The organism is Aquabacterium commune, assembly GCF_004362855.1.
Classification (GTDB): Bacteria; Pseudomonadota; Gammaproteobacteria; order Burkholderiales; family Burkholderiaceae_C; genus Aquabacterium; species Aquabacterium commune.
Map to the genome: position 1 here is coordinate 67,806 of NZ_SNXW01000009.1, position 16,111 is coordinate 83,916.

General features: G+C 68.4%; 15 protein-coding genes. All 15 read left to right on the forward strand.

All coding sequences use genetic code 11. From position 1 onward, the window contains the following. The first annotated feature begins 51 nt into the window (after positions 1-51). Positions 52-540 carry a type II secretion system major pseudopilin GspG gene (gene gspG / locus EV672_RS14760; protein WP_243738713.1) on the forward strand — a complete coding sequence of 163 codons (489 nt, stop codon included), beginning with the start codon at positions 52-54 and terminating at the stop codon, positions 538-540. A 5-nt stretch (positions 541-545) separates the two neighbouring features. Then, positions 546-1,724 carry a type II secretion system F family protein gene (locus EV672_RS14765; RefSeq protein WP_133610556.1) on the forward strand — a complete coding sequence of 393 codons (1,179 nt, stop codon included), beginning with the start codon at positions 546-548 and terminating at the stop codon, positions 1,722-1,724. Positions 1,725-1,737: 13 nt separating this feature from the next. Further along, complete coding sequence (locus EV672_RS14770) at positions 1,738-3,339, forward strand: GspE/PulE family protein (protein WP_133610558.1); 1,602 nt, start codon at positions 1,738-1,740, stop codon at positions 3,337-3,339. An 8-nt stretch (positions 3,340-3,347) separates the two neighbouring features. Then, a complete protein-coding gene (locus tag EV672_RS14775; RefSeq protein WP_133610560.1) occupies positions 3,348-4,754 on the forward strand; it encodes a hypothetical protein in 1,407 nt (468 codons plus the stop codon). Continuing rightward, positions 4,751-5,356, forward strand: coding sequence for a hypothetical protein (locus EV672_RS14780; RefSeq protein ID WP_133610562.1), 606 nt, complete (start codon positions 4,751-4,753; stop codon positions 5,354-5,356). Before EV672_RS14775 ends, EV672_RS14780 begins: the two co-directional genes overlap by 4 nt. Further along, positions 5,356-6,000, forward strand: coding sequence for a hypothetical protein (locus EV672_RS14785; RefSeq protein WP_133610564.1), 645 nt, complete (start codon positions 5,356-5,358; stop codon positions 5,998-6,000). Before EV672_RS14780 ends, EV672_RS14785 begins: the two co-directional genes overlap by 1 nt. A gap of 2 nt (positions 6,001-6,002) precedes the next feature. Next, positions 6,003-8,246, forward strand: a complete 2,244-nt coding sequence (locus EV672_RS14790; RefSeq protein WP_133610565.1) for a secretin GspD/PilQ domain-containing protein — start codon at positions 6,003-6,005, stop codon at positions 8,244-8,246. Next, positions 8,233-8,901, forward strand: coding sequence for a type II secretion system protein (locus EV672_RS18865; RefSeq protein ID WP_208110782.1), 669 nt, complete (start codon positions 8,233-8,235; stop codon positions 8,899-8,901). Before EV672_RS14790 ends, EV672_RS18865 begins: the two co-directional genes overlap by 14 nt. Before the next feature lie 7 nt (positions 8,902-8,908). Continuing rightward, entirely contained in the window at positions 8,909-9,322 is a 414-nt protein-coding gene (locus EV672_RS14805) for a type II secretion system protein (protein WP_243738714.1), read from the forward strand. Between the two features lie 4 nt (positions 9,323-9,326). Beyond that, positions 9,327-9,839: a type II secretion system protein gene (locus EV672_RS14810; protein WP_133610567.1), complete on the forward strand. Its 513-nt coding sequence runs from the start codon at positions 9,327-9,329 to the stop codon at positions 9,837-9,839. A 75-nt stretch (positions 9,840-9,914) separates the two neighbouring features. Continuing rightward, positions 9,915-10,742, forward strand: coding sequence for an XrtB/PEP-CTERM-associated transcriptional regulator EpsA (gene epsA / locus EV672_RS14815; RefSeq protein WP_133610569.1), 828 nt, complete (start codon positions 9,915-9,917; stop codon positions 10,740-10,742). A 59-nt stretch (positions 10,743-10,801) separates the two neighbouring features. Next, the gene (locus EV672_RS14820) at positions 10,802-11,653 is read left to right on the forward strand and encodes an ankyrin repeat domain-containing protein (RefSeq protein WP_166643594.1); all 852 of its coding nucleotides are present in this window, start codon (positions 10,802-10,804) and stop codon (positions 11,651-11,653) included. Positions 11,654-11,970: 317 nt separating this feature from the next. Continuing rightward, a complete protein-coding gene (locus EV672_RS14825; RefSeq protein ID WP_166643595.1) occupies positions 11,971-12,855 on the forward strand; it encodes a PEP-CTERM sorting domain-containing protein in 885 nt (294 codons plus the stop codon). A gap of 134 nt (positions 12,856-12,989) precedes the next feature. Beyond that, entirely contained in the window at positions 12,990-14,294 is a 1,305-nt protein-coding gene (locus tag EV672_RS14830; protein ID WP_133610574.1) for a hypothetical protein, read from the forward strand. Between the two features lie 109 nt (positions 14,295-14,403). After that, on the forward strand, positions 14,404-16,074 hold the full coding sequence (locus EV672_RS14835; RefSeq protein ID WP_166643596.1) for a ShlB/FhaC/HecB family hemolysin secretion/activation protein: 1,671 nt from the start codon (positions 14,404-14,406) through the stop codon (positions 16,072-16,074). The last annotated feature ends 37 nt before the right edge of the window (positions 16,075-16,111 follow it).

Here is a 16,111-nt window from a genome sequence, read left to right on the forward strand (position 1 = left end):
TCACGTCCGTTGCGTCGCCCGGCTTGGGCGTCGTTGGAAGGATCTCCCCCGATGAACATGTCTCGAGCGCCCCGCAGCCGGGTGCGGGCTGAACTCGTCCCTGTTGTGTCCCGCGTGCTGCCTGGCGTGCTGCCCCGCACGCAGCGCGGCTTCACCCTGCTGGAGCTGCTGGTGGTGCTCGTCATCATCGGTTTGCTGGCAGGCTATGTGGGTCCGCAGTTCTTCAAGCAGATCGGCAAGTCCGAAACCAAAACGGCCGCCGCACAGGTCGATGGCCTGGGCAAGGCGCTGGACCAATACCGCCTGGACACCGGCCATTACCCCAGCACCGAGCAGGGCCTGGCCGCGTTGTGGGTCAAGCCGGCCGATGAGTCCCGCTGGTGGGGCCCTTACCTGCGCAAGGCCGTGCCCAAAGACCCCTGGGGCCGCGAGTACCAGTACAAGGCCCCCGGCGAGCACGGCGACTACGACGTCTATTCGCTGGGCAAGGATGGCCGCGAGGGCGGTGACGGCGAAGACCAGGACATCACCAATTGGTGATCGCCATGAGCCGCACGCCTGTCCCATCTGTTGCCCGACCTGCCGCTGACACCCCCGTGCCCCGTTCGCGCCGGCGGTCTGCGGCCGCATCGGCACAGGCACAGGCACGCCCGGGCGTGTTGCAGCGCCTGCAGGGGCAGCAGGTGTCACAGCGCCGCGTGGCGTTCCCCCGCCGCCTGTTCTGCCAGGAGCTGGCCGTGCTGCTGGACGCGGGCATCCCGCTGTACGAGGCCATCGCCACGCTGTGCGAAAAGGAAGAGTCGGGCGATGTGGCGCGTGTGCTGAACTCGCTGACCACCGATTTGTCCGAGGGCCGCACGCTGTCGCAGGCCATGCGCCAGCAGCCGCAGGCTTTCAGCTCGCTGCTCATCGCTTCCATCGAAGCCAGCCAGCGCACGGGCCAGACGGCCGAGGCGCTGCGCCAGCACGCGGCCTACCTGACGTGGCTGACGGGCTTGCGCGACAAGCTGGTCAGCGCGGCCATCTACCCGGCCATCCTGATCGGCGCCAGCCTGGTCGTCATCAGCTTCCTGACCGTGTTCGTGGTGCCGCGCTTCGCCGACATCTACGAAGGCATGGGCGGCGAGATGCCCTGGGCCTCGGCGGTGCTGCTGGGCATTGGCAAGGGCGTGGGCGACCACCCCTGGTTGACGCTGGGCGGCCTGGTCGGTCTGGGCATGGCCATCGCGGCGGCCTGGAAAGCCCCGGTGGTGCGCGCCGCGGTGTCGGAACGCCTGTGGCGCACGCCGGTCATCGGCCCGCGCCTGCGCCTGATCGAGCTGGCCTCGCTGTACCGCACGCTGGGCCTGCTGTTGCAGGCCGGTGTGGCCGTGGTGCCAGCGCTCGAAGCCTCGCTGGAGCTGGTCGGGCCCTCGCTGCGCCCCTCGATGACCCAGGCCACGCGCCGCGTGCGCGAAGGCGCCCGCCTGTCGGACGCGCTGCAGCGCCACCACCTGACCACGCCGGTGTCCGTGCGCATGATGCGCGTGGGCGAGCAGACCGGTGAGCTCGGCCCCATGCTGGAGCGCGCCGCGACCTTCTACGACGAAGAGCTGGCACGTTTCACCGAGTGGGTCGGCAAGGTGGTGAGCCCGGCGCTCATGCTCATCATGGGCGTGCTGATCGGCGGCATCGTGGTGTTGATGTACCTGCCCATCTTCCAGGTGGCGGACCAGATCCAATGACGGGGGCCACACCATGAGCGCACAACTGCAAAGCAATGGCCAGCCCGAAGGCAGCAATGTGTTGCCGCTCGACGGCATGCTGAACTGGGTGCCCGATTGGCGCGTCTGGCCGCTGGCGCGGGCCTTGCGCCTGCGCGTGGTGGTCGCCCGCGACGGCGAAGGCGATGCAGCCGACGCCGGCCACCTCTGGGCCCTGACCCCGCACACCGACGACGTGCTGCTGCGCGAGGCCGTGGGCCGCGCCGTGCCGCAGCCGCTGCGCTGGCGCCATGTCGAGGAAGACACGCTGTGCCTGTGGCTGGCGCAAGGCGAGCAGGCCTTCGAGGCCCGCGGCACGCTGTTCGATGTCGAAGGCGCTGTGGGTGGCGCGGAGGGCGGTGCCGAGGTGCACGCCCTGTCGGTGGACACCATCACGCGCGAGACCAGCCAGGTCGTGCGCATGCTCGACGCCACGCTGTTCGATGCGCTCAAGGCCCAGGCCAGCGACTTGCATCTGGAATCGACCGCCACCGGCATGGTCATCCGCCACCGCCTGGACGGCGTCATGGTGCACGTGGGCGATGTGGGTTCGCGCGAAGTGGCCGAACAACTCGTGTCGCGCCTGAAAGTGATGGCCGAGCTCGACATCGGCGAACGCCGCCTGCCACAAGACGGCCGCTTCAAGCTGCGCGTGCAGCAGTCGGCCGACAGCGGCGTGCGCGAGGTCGACTTCCGCGTCTCCATCATGCCCAGCAGCTTTGGCGAAGACGCCGTGCTGCGCATCCTGGACCGCTCGCGCTTGTCGGAAGAATCGAGCGCGCTGAGCCTGGAAGGCCTGGGCTTCGATGCCGACGACGCCACCGTGGTGCGCCGCCTGGCCAGCAAGCCCTACGGCATGCTGCTGGTGACCGGCCCGACCGGCAGCGGCAAGACGACGACGCTGTACGCCGTGGTCCAGGAGATCAACACCGGCGACGACAAGATCATCACCATCGAAGACCCGGTCGAGTACCAGCTCGGCGGCGTGGTGCAGATCCCGGTCAACGAGAAGAAGGGCCTGACCTTTGCGCGCGGCCTGCGCAGCATCCTGCGCCACGACCCGGACCGCGTGATGGTCGGTGAAATCCGCGATGCCGAGACGGCGCAGATCGCCTCGCAAGCCGCGCTCACCGGCCACTTGGTGCTGTCCACCATCCACGCCAACAACGTCTTCGACGTGGTCGGCCGCTTCATGCACATGGGCGTGGACCTCTACAACATGGTGTCGGCGCTCAATGGCGTCGTGGCCCAGCGCCTGATGCGCAAGCTGTGCACGCACTGCGCCGTGCCCTGGCAGCCCAGTGCGCTGGACCTCAAGGCCGCGCAGCTGCCGCTGGACACGCACGGCACCTTCTTCCAAGCCGTGGGTTGCGCGCATTGCCGCGACACCGGCTACCGCGGCCGCAAGGCCGTCACCGAAATCCTGCTCATGGACGACACCCTGCGCGACCTCATCGTCACCCGCGCCTCGCTCATCAAGATCAAGGCCCATGCGCGCGCCAGCGGCACCCGGCTGTTGCGCGAATCGGCCCTGGCCTGCGTGCAGCGCGGCGAGTCCACGCTGGCAGAACTCAACCGCGTCACGCTGGCGGAATGAGCATGGCCGTGCAAGCAGTTTCCTCCCGCGGTGCTGGCATCGCCACAGAGGCGGCAGCCGATGCCAGCTGGCAAGCCAGCCTGGGCCAGCAATTGCAGCGCCAGTGGCATCGCCTGCAAGCCCGCCTGCGCAGCACCTGGCGGCCCTTGACGGTGGCCTTGTTGGCGCCGCCCCATGTGCCGGGCGATGCCTTGGCCGTGGATGCCGCGCTGGACGCCTTCGATGCCTGGGCCGCCGAGCACGAAGGTGTGAACGTGGCCGTGCAGCTGTCCAGCCGATGGCTGCTGTGCTGTGCCACGCCCGAGGCCGCCAACGGTGCGCAAGCGCGCGAACTGGCGCAGCAGCAGTGGGCGCATTACTTCGGCCTGGAAGCCGAGCAGCTGAACGCCGAATGGCTCACCGTGGACGCGCTGCAGGGCGGTGCGAAGACCGCGGCGCTGGGCGATGTGAGGCTGGTGTGCGCCGTGCCCCGTGCCCTGATCGATGGCCTGAAAGACGTGGCCCGCGAGCGTGGCCTGCAACTGCAAGCCGCCATGCCCTGGTGGGCCGAAGGCCTGCAGGATTCCTTGGACGCCGATGCCGTGGCCGTGCCCGCCGCCGCCCAGCCGGAAGGCAGCACCCGCGCCTGGGCCTGGGCCGAGCCGGGCCTGCTGAACCAGGCGCAGGCCGAGGCGCGCGAAGGCCGCTGGGTGCTGACGCGGGTGTGGTCTGAGCTGGCCTCTGACGTGCGCGCCGAGCCAGGGCGAACGCCCGAGGCCGTGGCCGCCATGGCGCCGCCCGAGCCTGGCGCGCTGGCGTGGCCGCTGAGCCCGGCACCCCGCCGCCACGAAGGCTGGGCCGAGGGCCTGAACTTCCTGGGCCCGCGCGTGCGCACCAGCTTCTGGGGATGGGCCTTGCTGGCCCTGGGCGTGGTCGCGGCCCTGCACGCGGCCGACCGTGCCGCCGCCGTGCAGGACGAGCTCACCGAGGCCCAGGCCGTGGTCAAGCGCCTGCAGCGCGGCGAGCGCCAGGTCAGCGTGCAGGCCCAGGCAGCCTCGGTCGCCCAGGCCACGCAAGCCGCCAGCGCGCCCGAGCTCCAGGCAGAGAGCTGGCGCCACGCCGCCCAGCTCGCCCAGTGGCTGGGCTTCCCCTGGGCCGACACGCTCGACCACATCGACGCCACCTCGCTCAAGCACAAGGCGGTGCTGGCGCAGTTCAGCCTCGACCTGGCCACCCTGGCCAGCAACGAAGGCGTGCAGCCCGACCTCAAGCTGCAGGCCGCCGTCATCGACGACACCGCCGCCCTGCAGTGGCTGGCCGCCCTGGGCCCGCAAGCCATGCTGCGCGCCCGCGAACCGCTCAACACGCCCTTCCTCACCGCGCAAGGCCGCTACGCCTGGCGCCTGGACGTCGTCACCACCGGTGGCACGCCATGAACGCGGCCTCCTGGACGATCTGGTTGAAGCGCCTGGGCTGGCCCGGCCTGGTCGGCATCGCCGCCCTGGCGGGTGTGCTGTGGGTGGAGCGCGCCTGGTTGCCGCAGCAGCAGGCACAGGTCGCGCAGACCGCGTCCGACGCGCGCCGCCTGCGCCATGAACTGCAAGCCCGCGCCGATGCCGTCCAGGCCGCGGCCAGTGCGGCGTCCAGCGCCAGCCAGGCCATCGACCCGAAGGCCGGCCCGCGCGCCGTCTGGGCCGTGCTCTGGGACGGCCTGCCCGACGCCTCCGAGCGCCTGGCCCTGCAAAGCGGCGTGCTGAGCGCGGCCCAGGACGCCGGCATCGCGCTGGGCTCAGTGCAACTGCGCGGCGAGCTCTCGCCCTGGCTCGACAAGAACCAGCCGCAAGGCCTGTGGCGCCAGCGCATGGTCATGCCCGTGCAAACCAGCTACCCGGCCTTGCGCACCTGGTTGGCGGCCTTGCTGCGCCAGCCGGCCCTGAGCATCGACTCGCTCGATATCCAGCGCGCCGACCCCATGTCCGACCAGGTCAAGGCCCAGGTCACCGTGTCGCTGTGGTGGCGCCAGGACCGGAGCCACTGATGCGCGCACCCTTGAAGATCGCACTCGCCGTGGCCGTGCTCGGCGCCGGATGGGCCGCCATGCAGCCAGACGATGGCGTCGAGCTCGCCGTGAGCGACAAGCGCGGCACTTCGAGCGACAAGCGTGGTGCTGCGACCGACGATCGCAGAGGCACTTCACGCCCGACCTCCGCCCCCGCGATGGCCAAGCGCGGCGCGGCGCCAGCGGCGGCTGCGTCTGCACCCTGGACCGATGCCGCTTTGAGCGAGGGCGTCCGCGCCTGGCGCCTCAGGTTGACCGATGCCGAGGTGCTGCCGCCGGCCCGCCCGATGACAACGTCGTCACCTTCCGCCTGGGCCTCGATGGCGCCCCCGCCACCGCCACCCGTCAAAGAGGCGCCCCCGCCGCCGCCCCCGCCGCCGATGGCGCCGCGTTTCCCACATGCCTGGATCGGCCGCGTCAACGACGAGGCGTCCAGCGCGGCCGGTGCGGCCAGTGCCCCTCGCGCCATCCAGCGCGCCGTGCTCGCCGGCCCGGTGGCCACCTGGGTGGTCAAGGAGGGCGACGTCATCGACAGCCAGTGGCGCGTGGACCGCATCCAGGACAGATCCATGAGCCTGACCTACCTGCCCCTGCAGCAAAGCCAGACCGTTTCCATGAAATGACCATGAGCAAGCATTCCTTCATCCGATGGCGCCTGAGCGGCTGGGGTCTGGCCGCAAGCCTGATGCTGGCCGCCTGTGCCGGACCCGCAGCCATCGAGGAAGCCGAGATGCTGTCCCGCGGTGGCCAGTACGAATCCGCCGTGGCCCGCCTGCAAGGTGCCCTCAAAGAGCGCCCCGAAGACCGCGCTCTGCGCCTGGCCGTGCTCAAGGAGCAGGACCGCGCCGTCGCTGCCTTGTCGGCCCAGGCCCATGCCGCGCGCGACGCCGGCCAGCCCGACGAGCTCAAACGCGTCTTCACCCGCATGGCGCAGATCGCGCCGCAGCACCCGCGCACCCAGGCCTTGCGCACCGAGGTGGACCGCCTGCAGCGCCGCGCCCGCCTCTTCAACGACGCCCAGGCCGCCGTCGAGGCCAAGACCTTCGAGCGCGCCGAAGCCTCGCTGCGCGAGTTGCTCGCCGAGGAGCCCCACAACCCGCGCGCCCGCAACCTGCTCAACCGCGTGGAAGACATCCGCGCCAACCAGGCCCGCAAGCAGGCCACGCAGACCCTGGCGGTCGGCACCAAGCCCGTCACGCTGGAGTTCCGCGAAGCCCCGCTCAAGAGCGTGTTCGAAGCCCTGGCCCGCGCGGCCAGCCTCAACTTCGTCTTCGACAAGGACGTGCGCGGCGACACCAAGACCACCGTCTTCCTGCGCAACATCTCGGTGGACGAGGCCCTGCGCGTCATCCTGGGCACCCAGCAGCTCGGCTACAAGCTGCTCAACGAGAACACCGTGCTCGTCTTCCCGGCCACGCAGCAAAAGCAGCGCGACGTGCTCGACACCGTCACCAAGAGCTACTTCCTGGCCAACACCGACCCCAAGCAAGCCCAGGCCCTGGTGCGCACCGTGGCCAAGACCCGCGACATCTTCATCGACGAGCGACTCAACCTGATGGTCGTGCGCGACACGCCCGAGGTGGTCCGCCTGATCGACCGCCTCATGCAGAACCTCGATGTGGCCGAGGCCGAGGTCGTGATGGAGCTGGAAGTGCTGGAAGTCTCCAGCACCAAGGTCGATGAGATCGGCCTGAGCCTGCCCGAAGTCTTCAACTACGGCGTGCCCAACAGCACCGCGGCCCTCTCGTCGGTCAGTGGCCTGCGCTGGAGCACCGCCAACCCCGCGGCCATCGCCACGCTCAAAAGCTCACGCGGCATGAGCAACCTGCTGGCCAACCCGTCCATCCGCGCCCGCAACCGCGAGAAGGCCAAGGTCCTGCTCGGCGAAAAGCTGCCCGTCTTCACCACCACCTCCACGGCCAACGTGGGCGTGTCGTCCTCGGTCAGCTACCTCGACGTCGGCCTCAAGCTCGAGGTCGAACCCCAGGTCCAGCTCGATGGTGACGTCACCATCAAGGTGGCGCTGGAAGTCAGCAGCGTGACCCGGCAGGTGGCTGGCCCGCAAAACTCCATCGCCTACCAGATCGGCACCCGCCAGGCCTCGACCACGCTGCGCATCCGCGACGGCGAAACCCAGATCCTCGCCGGCCTCATCAGCGACAACGAAAGCCGCAACTCCTCCGGCGTGCCCGGCCTGCACGACCTGCCCATCGCCGGCCGCCTGTTCGGCACCACCAAAGACTCGCGCGACAAGACCGAGGTCATCCTGCTGATCACACCGCGCGTGGTGCGCAACGTCATGCAGCCCTCGGTGGCCGGCGCCATGTCGCCCTCGGGCACCGAAGCCCAGCCGGGCGCCATGCCGATGACGCTGCGCGACGACGCCCAGGCCGTCCTGCCCACGGCGGGTTCGGGCCTGGGTGGCCTGCCGGGTGCGCGTCCTGGCGCGACGGGCCGGGCCGGTGCGGGCGCGGGTGCCCCCGTGCTGGGCCTGACCGGGCCGGAGGAAGTCCTGCCCGGGGCGTCCTTCCAAGTCATCGTCAACAACCCCACGGCCCAACCCATCACCACCACGGTGACGGTGGACAGCACGGTGCTCGACATCGCCACCCCGGGCGGCGAGTCTGGCCGCATCAGCGTGACCGTGCCGCCCAAAGGCCGCAAGCCGCTGATGCTGCGCGCCAAGGCCGAGGTCACGCTCAGCGACACCATCGTCGGCATGGACGCCGGCGAGCCCCTGCGCCTGCGCGTGCGCAACCCGGCCACGCCCGACCCGGCCGATGCGGCCGACAACGTGGACCCGACCCAGCTCGAGGCGCCGCCCCCAGCGACCAACCCCGATGGCAGCCCCGCGAATGAATTCCATTGAGATCAGCGGCAACCCGCGCCTGAAGATGAGGGGCTTCACCCTCATCGAGATGGTCGTGGTCGTCATGATCGTGGGCATCCTGGCCAGCGCGGCCATGCCCTTGATGGCGCTGCACAAGCGGCGCACGCAAGAAGCCGAGCTCAAGGAATCGCTGCGCACCCTGCGCCGTGCCATCGACGCCTACAAACAGGCGGCCGACAAGGGCGACATCGCCAAGCGGCCCGACGACAGCGGCTACCCGCCCAGCCTGGACGTGCTGGTCAAGGGCGTGCCCAAGCTCACGCCGGGGGCGTCCCTGGCCGCGGGCAAACCGGGTGAGGCCAACAAGCCGGGGGGCAGTGGTGCCGCCGCGGCTGCGGGTGCTGCGCCGTCTGCGGCCAACGCCGCCTCCAGCGCCTTCTCGCTGAACCTCTTCGGCACGAGCACCGGTGGCGCCACCGACGCAGCCACCGGCAAAGCCCCGGCCACCATCTACTTCCTGCGCCGCCTGCCACGTGACCCCTTCGCCGACCCCACCGTGCCCGCCGCCCAGACCTGGGGCCTGCGCAGCTACGCCAGCCCGCCCAACGCGCCGGCACCCGGGGCCGATGTGTTCGATGTGTACTCGCGCAGCGAAGGCGTGGGCCTCGATGGCGTGCCCCTGCGCGAATGGTGACATCCCCATGGCCCCGATGACACCGTCCACCCCAGGCCACCAGCGGCGCCGCCGTGGCTTCACCCTGATCGAGCTGATCGTGGTGCTGGCCATCATCGGCCTGCTCGCCAGCATCGTCGCCCCGCGCTATTTCCGCTCGGTGGACAACGCCCGCGAAGCCGCGCTCAAAACGTCCCTGAACGTCATGCGCGACGCCATCGACAAATACGCCGCCGACCGCGGCAACTACCCCGAATCGCTCGACGACATGGTGCAGCGCGGCTACCTGCGCCAGGTCCCCGAAGACCCGCTCACTGGCCGGCGCGACAGCTGGCAGATGCTCGGCCCCCGCCCCGGCAGCGTCATGCAGGGCCGCGTGGCCGACGTGCGCAGCGGTGCGTCCGGGCGTGGCCAGGACGGCCAGCCCTACAGCAGCTGGTGAGGCCATGCCACGCCACCGCGGCTTCAGCTACCTCATGGTCTTGCTGTGGGTGGCCATCAGTGGGGTCATGCTGATGGCCTTGTCGCGCGCCTGGCTGCTGGAGTCCCGCCGCGAGCGCGACACCGAACTCATCTACCGCGGCGAGCAAATCCGCGAGGCCCTGAGCGCCTACGCCGCCGTGCCCGTCAGCACGGGCCGCAGCCGCGCGCCCGAACGCCTCGAAGACCTGCTCGAAGACCGCCGCAGCGGCCAGGTGGTGCGCCACCTGCGCCGCGTCTGGCGCGACCCCATCACCAACAGCCCGAGCTGGGGCCTGGTGAAAGACGAGAACGGCGGCATCGTCGGTGTCTTCAGCACCTCGCCCAAGGTGCCGCTGCTGGGCCCGCCCGGCACGCGCAGCTACAAGGAATGGCGCTTCGAAGCCGGGGCAGGGGCCGAGCCCGCCGCGTCCGCCGATGCGGCATCGGTGCCTTCCGCCATGGCCGCAGCACCCAACGGCCAGGCGGCCAGCCCGTGAAACGTGAAACGTGAAGTTTCGTCAACAAACCGTCATTCGGCCTACCTACACTCCGCCCATCAATCACCCGGCATCATGACGACGTCCCTATCCATTGCCCCCGACCAGTCGGAAGTGCTGCTGCGCGTCATCGAAGCCGCTCCGCAGGTGTGCAGGCGTCACCAGTTTTTTGTCTGGACCCAGGGTGATTTCCAGCGCTGGCTGCCCCACAAAATCAGCATCTGCGGCTCCTACGACCGCGACCAGCGCGACGTCGTCTTCGACATCTTCAACAGCATCCCGCTGCCCGAGGCCGTCGTCCAGAGCCTGCGCAGCATGCGCTCCGAAATCGTCCAGGCCGCATTGACCTCCTGGCGCAAGAGCCGTTCGCAGGCCGCCGTGCTGTCCCTGCAACGCGATGTGCTGCCCCAGCCTCTGTCCGCCGCCCTGATCGAGTTGGGCTACGACCAGGTCATGGTGCACGGCCTGACCCGCCCTGGCCGTGCCGACGAGCTCGAAAGCTTCTTCATGTTCACCCAGCCGCGCGCCGACTACGGCGTGGCGTCCCAGCAGGCGCTCGACATGCTCCTGCCCTGCGTGCACATGGCCTACCAGCGCGTCTGCGTCACCGAGCGCCAGATGGACACCGGCCGCGGTGCGTCCTACGCCAGCTCGGGCCAGGGCCTGCCCCGCCCGACCCCCATCACCGAACGCGAGCGCGAAATCCTGCTGTGGGTGCGCGACGGCCTGAGCAACCAGCAGATCAGCGAAAAGCTCGGCATCAGCGCGCTCACCGTCAAGAACCACGTGCAGAAAATCCTGCGCAAGCTGGGTGCCGCCAACCGCGCCCAGGCCGTGGCCAAGGCCATGACCATGAACGCCCTCGGTGCAGCGCACATGCAGTTTGGCGAGTCCCATTATTGAAAGATCCAGCCATGTTGTCTCGACACAGCAAGGGGCTTCGGCCCCTCTCGTTTTTGGTGATGAGCCTCACGCTCGTGTCGGCGGCTGTGGCGCAGATGGCGCCGCTGAGCCAGATGGCCACGCAAGCCACACGCGATGTCAATGAGTTCAGCGCCTTCGAGCGCCCTGCAACAGAGCCTCCACGCACCGGCCCGCTGGACGATGCCCAGTTCGCCGTGCTGCGCCAGGGTGGTCCGTGGTCGGTGGCCGACGTGCAGCCTGTGTCAGCCGAGGTGCGGGCGCTGTTCGTGCTGGCCCGTCAGGGCGACTGGCCCAAGCTGGTGGAGGGCCTCAAGGCCAGTCGCGCCAACCCCAATGTGCGCGACCAGGACGGTGCCACCCTGCTGACCCTGTCCGCACGCGCGGGCAACTTGCCTGCGGTTCAGGAGTTGCTGCGGCGCGGGGCGGCGCCTGACCAGCGTGGGCTGGCGGGGCACACGCCGCTGGCCGCTGCCGCTGTGGGTGGGCATGACCTGGTGGCGCGCGAGTTGCTGCGCATGGACGCCCGCACCGACCAAGCTTCGGCCAACGGGCAGTTGCCCTTGCACTTGGCCGCTCGCGGCGGTCACACCCGGGTGGTGCGCGTGCTGCTCAAGGCCCAAGCCGAACCTCTGGTGTGGAACCGCGAGGGTCGCCACGCATTGGCCGAGGCGGCATTGGGTGGGAGCATCCCCGCGATGGAGATGATCATCACCGCAGGCGTGCCCTTGAACGCCCCTGACCGCCATGGCCTCAACGCCCTGCATGCCGCGGCCCTCGGTGAACAGGCGGTGGCGGTGGCCTGGTTGCAACAGCGCGGCGTGCTGGTGACGCATCCCCTCACCTCGGTGATGCTGCAGCGCCTGGCCGAAGGCCTGAACACCACGCCCTGAATGAGGTGATGCACCCCCCGCGTTTGAAGGGGGGCGTTGAACTGCCAAACACCGCATTTCCTGGGAAGACCCCGGGCTGCTGATCCGATCGGACCACGTTGCAGCCTGGGGTCTTCCTTTGTGTGCGTCACACCCCGTGGCTATCTTGGTGGTCGATGTGACCAGTGGCTTGCCTCGACCCGAAAGGACTAGGGCAGACCCGTGGTTCAACCCCCATGGTTGTCACACGCCATGGGGACACTGCAGGCTGCTCTTGGCACACAGCAGTCGCCTGGAGTACTCAAAATTTTCCTTCCTTCCCTTTCGGAGATAGACAAATGCAAATCAAGCACATCCTGGCCGCTGCGGCCCTCGTCGCCACCGGCGCCGCCAACGCTGCCATCCAAAGCGGCACCAACGGTGACGGTTCCCTGTTCCTGATCGCCTTCGACAACCAAAACGGCACCACCACCGCCGGCCTGTTCGACCTGGGCTACAGCCTGACCAGCTTCGCTGGTGCTGGCAACGCATCCGCCACCAGCACCTTGGGTGCTTTGGCTGCCGCAAACACCACCGTGGTGTGGAACTTCGTGAACAACTCCGTCACCCTGAACGGCAGCGTTGTTACGACCCTGGGCACCAACAACTGGTCTGCCGCTTACGCCACCCTGCTGGCCAACTCCAACGCTGGCGAAATCCAGTACGTCGTTGGTGCCAACGACACCACCGGTACCAGCACCAACAAGCGTTCGCTGATCACTGGCTCGCTGACCCCTTCGGCACAAGACCTCCTCAACCAGAACACTGCTAACAACACGGCACTGGGCCAGATTTCGAACAGCTTCGACATCTTCACCCCGATCGCCACCAAGGGCACCATCGGTTCGGCTGACAACGGTGCGTACACCTTCACCGCCGCTGATGGCGCCACCGTCGTCGCCAACGGCTACGTGATGGCTGACGATGGCTTCTCCAGCAACTGGCGCCTGTCCAACAAGCTGGGCGGCACCGTGGACGCTGGCGTGACCAATGGTCTGTGGTTGGCTGACGGCGGTACCGCCGGCAACGAGCGCCTGCTCGGCCGCGTGACCTTCAGCGCTGCCACCGGCACCCTGACCTACACCAACGCTGTGACCTCCAACGTGCCCGAGCCCTCGACCTACGCCCTGGCCCTGCTGGGTCTGGCCGTCGCTGGCGTCGCTGCCCGCCGCCGTCGCGCCTGAACCGTCGGGCCTTCGGGCCTGACGTGACCCACGCTCACACCTGAGCAGGCGGGGCCCAGCAGGGCTCCGCCGGGTCAACTGTTGTCTGCTTCCGCCTTCTTCCCGTTCCCATCCTTCCACTTTTGGAGCACTCCATGAACTTCACCAAGATCGCTCTGGCCGTTGTCGCCACCGTCGGCGTCGCTGCCCAGGCCCAAGCCGCCACCGTCAACCTGACCGGCGCTTCCGCCACTTCGTTGTCCTACGTCAAGGCCCTGAAGGGCCTGTGCGGTGGCACCTTCACCGTGTACAAGACCGATGCCACGGCCACCGCCCTGGGCAATTTCTTCACCGCCAAGTGCTCGACAAACTTCACCGGCCTGAGCAACGCCGGTGGCGTGGCCGTTGACGCCGTCGCCTTCAACGTGTCCGGTGGCTCCTTCACCGCCGTGTCGGGCTCGGCTGGCAATGCCAGCTTCGCCTTCGTGCCCACCACCGGCGGCACCGCCACTGCTGGCACCGGCAACCTGGCTGGCGTCAACCTGCAAACCGGCGTCACCGCTTCCCTGACCGGCCAGAAGTCGGTTGGTGGCTTCCTGGACATCGAGCCCACTGCCTTCCCCAAGTCTGAGCTGACCACCGCTGGCGTCGTCGCTTCGGGCCTGACCTCCAAGACCTCGGCTGCCAACTTCAGCCAAGTCTTCGGCGTGGCCGTCAGCAACGACCTGTACAAGGCCCTGCAGCGCGCCCAAGGCATCACTGCTGCCACTTCCACCGAAGACGACCGCCTGCCCCAGTTCCAGCCCACCATCAGCCGCGCCCAGTACGCTTCCATCGCCGCTGAGACCTTCAACTCGTCCAAGGAAGACATCGGTGCTCTGTTGGGCCTGCAGGCTGCTGACTCGGCGGATGCCAACGGCAACCGCTTGCTGACCCTGTGCCGCCGTGCCTCGACCTCGGGCACCCAGGCTGCTTCCAACCAGTTCTTCCTGAACACCTTCATCGGCACCGGCGCAAACGGTGGTGCAACCAACCCGGCTAACGCCGCTGACTACGCCATCGCCAACTCTGGCTCCACCACCTTCGACCTGAAGGAAGGTGCCGGCACCTCCAACGCCCGTGACTGCCTGAACGCTGACGGCTACGGCATCGGTGTGCTGTCCCTGGAAAACAGCCCCGCCGCGGCCATCGCCACCGGCGAGCTGGGTGGCTACCGCTTCGTCAAGCTGAACGGTGTGGCCGCCTATGACGGCGTTGGCAGCGTTGCTTCCGCCAAGGACGGCACCTACGAGTTCTGGTTCCAGTCGCAGAAGTTCGCCAACAACGCCACGGCAACTGCTGTGTTGAACGCCATCGACGCCGAACTGAACGTGCTGACCGGCGTGACCGGCCTGTTCCCGAACGCCGAGAACCTGTTCTCGCGCAACGGTAACAACAACAACATCATCACCAAGCAGTAATTGTTGAGGTGCCTCACCCCCCCTCTCGGGGGTGAGCGAGGGGTGCGTAATGACCCTGAAACGACAGTCCCCAACCATGGGGACTGTTCCTTTTTGTAGCGCCGTGAAAATGAAAAAAGCACTCGTCCTCGTCCTGGGGCTGTCTGCCACCCTGATCGCGCCCGTGTGGGCCCAGGCGCCGGCACAGGCCAGCGCGCCCAAGCAGGCCGCCGCTGCCGAGCCCGTCTTCGACGTGTACGAGTACGTCATCGAAGGCAACACCGTTTTGCCCTCCGCGGTCGTCGAACGCGCCGTGGCGCCTTTCATGGGCCCTGGCCGCCAGTTTGCCGATCTGGAGCAGGCCCGTGCCGCCCTTGAGAAGGCCTACCAGGACGCCGGCTACCTGTCGGTGCTCGTGAGCCTGCCCAACCAGCGCGTGGACACCGGCGAGGTGCGCCTGGAAGTGGTCGAGGCCGCGGTTGAGAAGCTCAATGTCACGGGCGCTCAGTACCACCTGCCCAGCCGCATCCGCGACGCCGTGCCCAGCCTGAAGGCCGGCGAGGTGCCGCATTTCCCGCAGGTGCAGGAAGAGCTGGGCGCATTGCAATCGGCCGACCTGCAGGTCACGCCCGTGGTCAATGCCAGCGACAGCGGTCGCGGCATCGATGTGGACCTGAAGGTCGAAGACAAGGCCCCCGTGTCGGGCAGCATCGAATTCAACAACGGCCAGAGCTTCAACACCACGCGTGGCCGTGTGGCGGGGTCCATTTCTGTCACCAACCTGTTCCAGCGTGGCCACACCTTGGGCTTGAGCTGGCAGTACGCGCCTTACCGCCCGAAGGACAGCAACACCTTGTCCCTGGTCTATGGCTTGCCCCTGAGTGGCCGCGATGACCTGCTGGCGTCCATCACCGAAAGCCGCAGCGACACGCTCACGCGCGTCAGTGGCACTGGTCCGGCCTCCACTCTGGTCAAAGGTGTCTTCGCGGGTCTGCGTTGGTCGCGGCGCCTGGCGGGTCTGAACTGGCCTGTGCGCCACAGCTTCTATGTGGGCGTGGACTACAAGCACAACCGCGACTTCAACACCTTCCTGGACGGCGCGATTGTGCAGCGTCCGCCCACGCGCTATCCCTTGCTGTCGGCAGGTTACAGCCTGACCCACAACGGCGAGGGCGACACCCTTTCCAGCGTCAGCACCGCGATCAAGGGCAGCACCCACTCGCTGGCCGGTCGCAAGGTGGATTGCAACGGCGTGTCGCTGGAGCAGTTCGATTGCAAACGCGCCGGCTCCAGCGCCGACTTTCTGGCCTGGCAGATTGGTGTGGGCCACGGTCGCCCCGTGTTCGGCAACTGGCGTCTGAACCTCAGTGCCGATGCGCAGATGGCTTCTGGCCCGCTGCCCAGCGGCGAGCAGTACGCCTTGGGTGGTGCCAGCACGGTGCGCGGCTACTTCGACTATGAGCAGACCGGCGATCAGGGTTGGAGCGCCCGCGCCGAGTTGGTTACTCCGGTGTGGTTGGAGTTGTCTGGCATCCAGGCCACGGCCTTGCTGTTCTCTGACCGTGGCTGGGTCCACCTGCTCAACCCGCAACTCACCCAGGTGGCCCGCACGCACCTGGGCAGCCAGGGCCTGGGCCTGCGACTCACCAATGGCCAGGGTGGCTTGCAGGTCAACGTCGATTTGGCCCGCGTGGCCTTCGACACCCAGCGTCCCACCGACAGCGGTGCCCGCCAGTTTGCCAGCGGCCCCAAGGCCGACCGCCTCTACCGCTTGAACGTCAGCGTTCGCCAGTCGTTCTGATTTCGCCCGATCCCGCCTGATCCATCGCCCCGCTCGC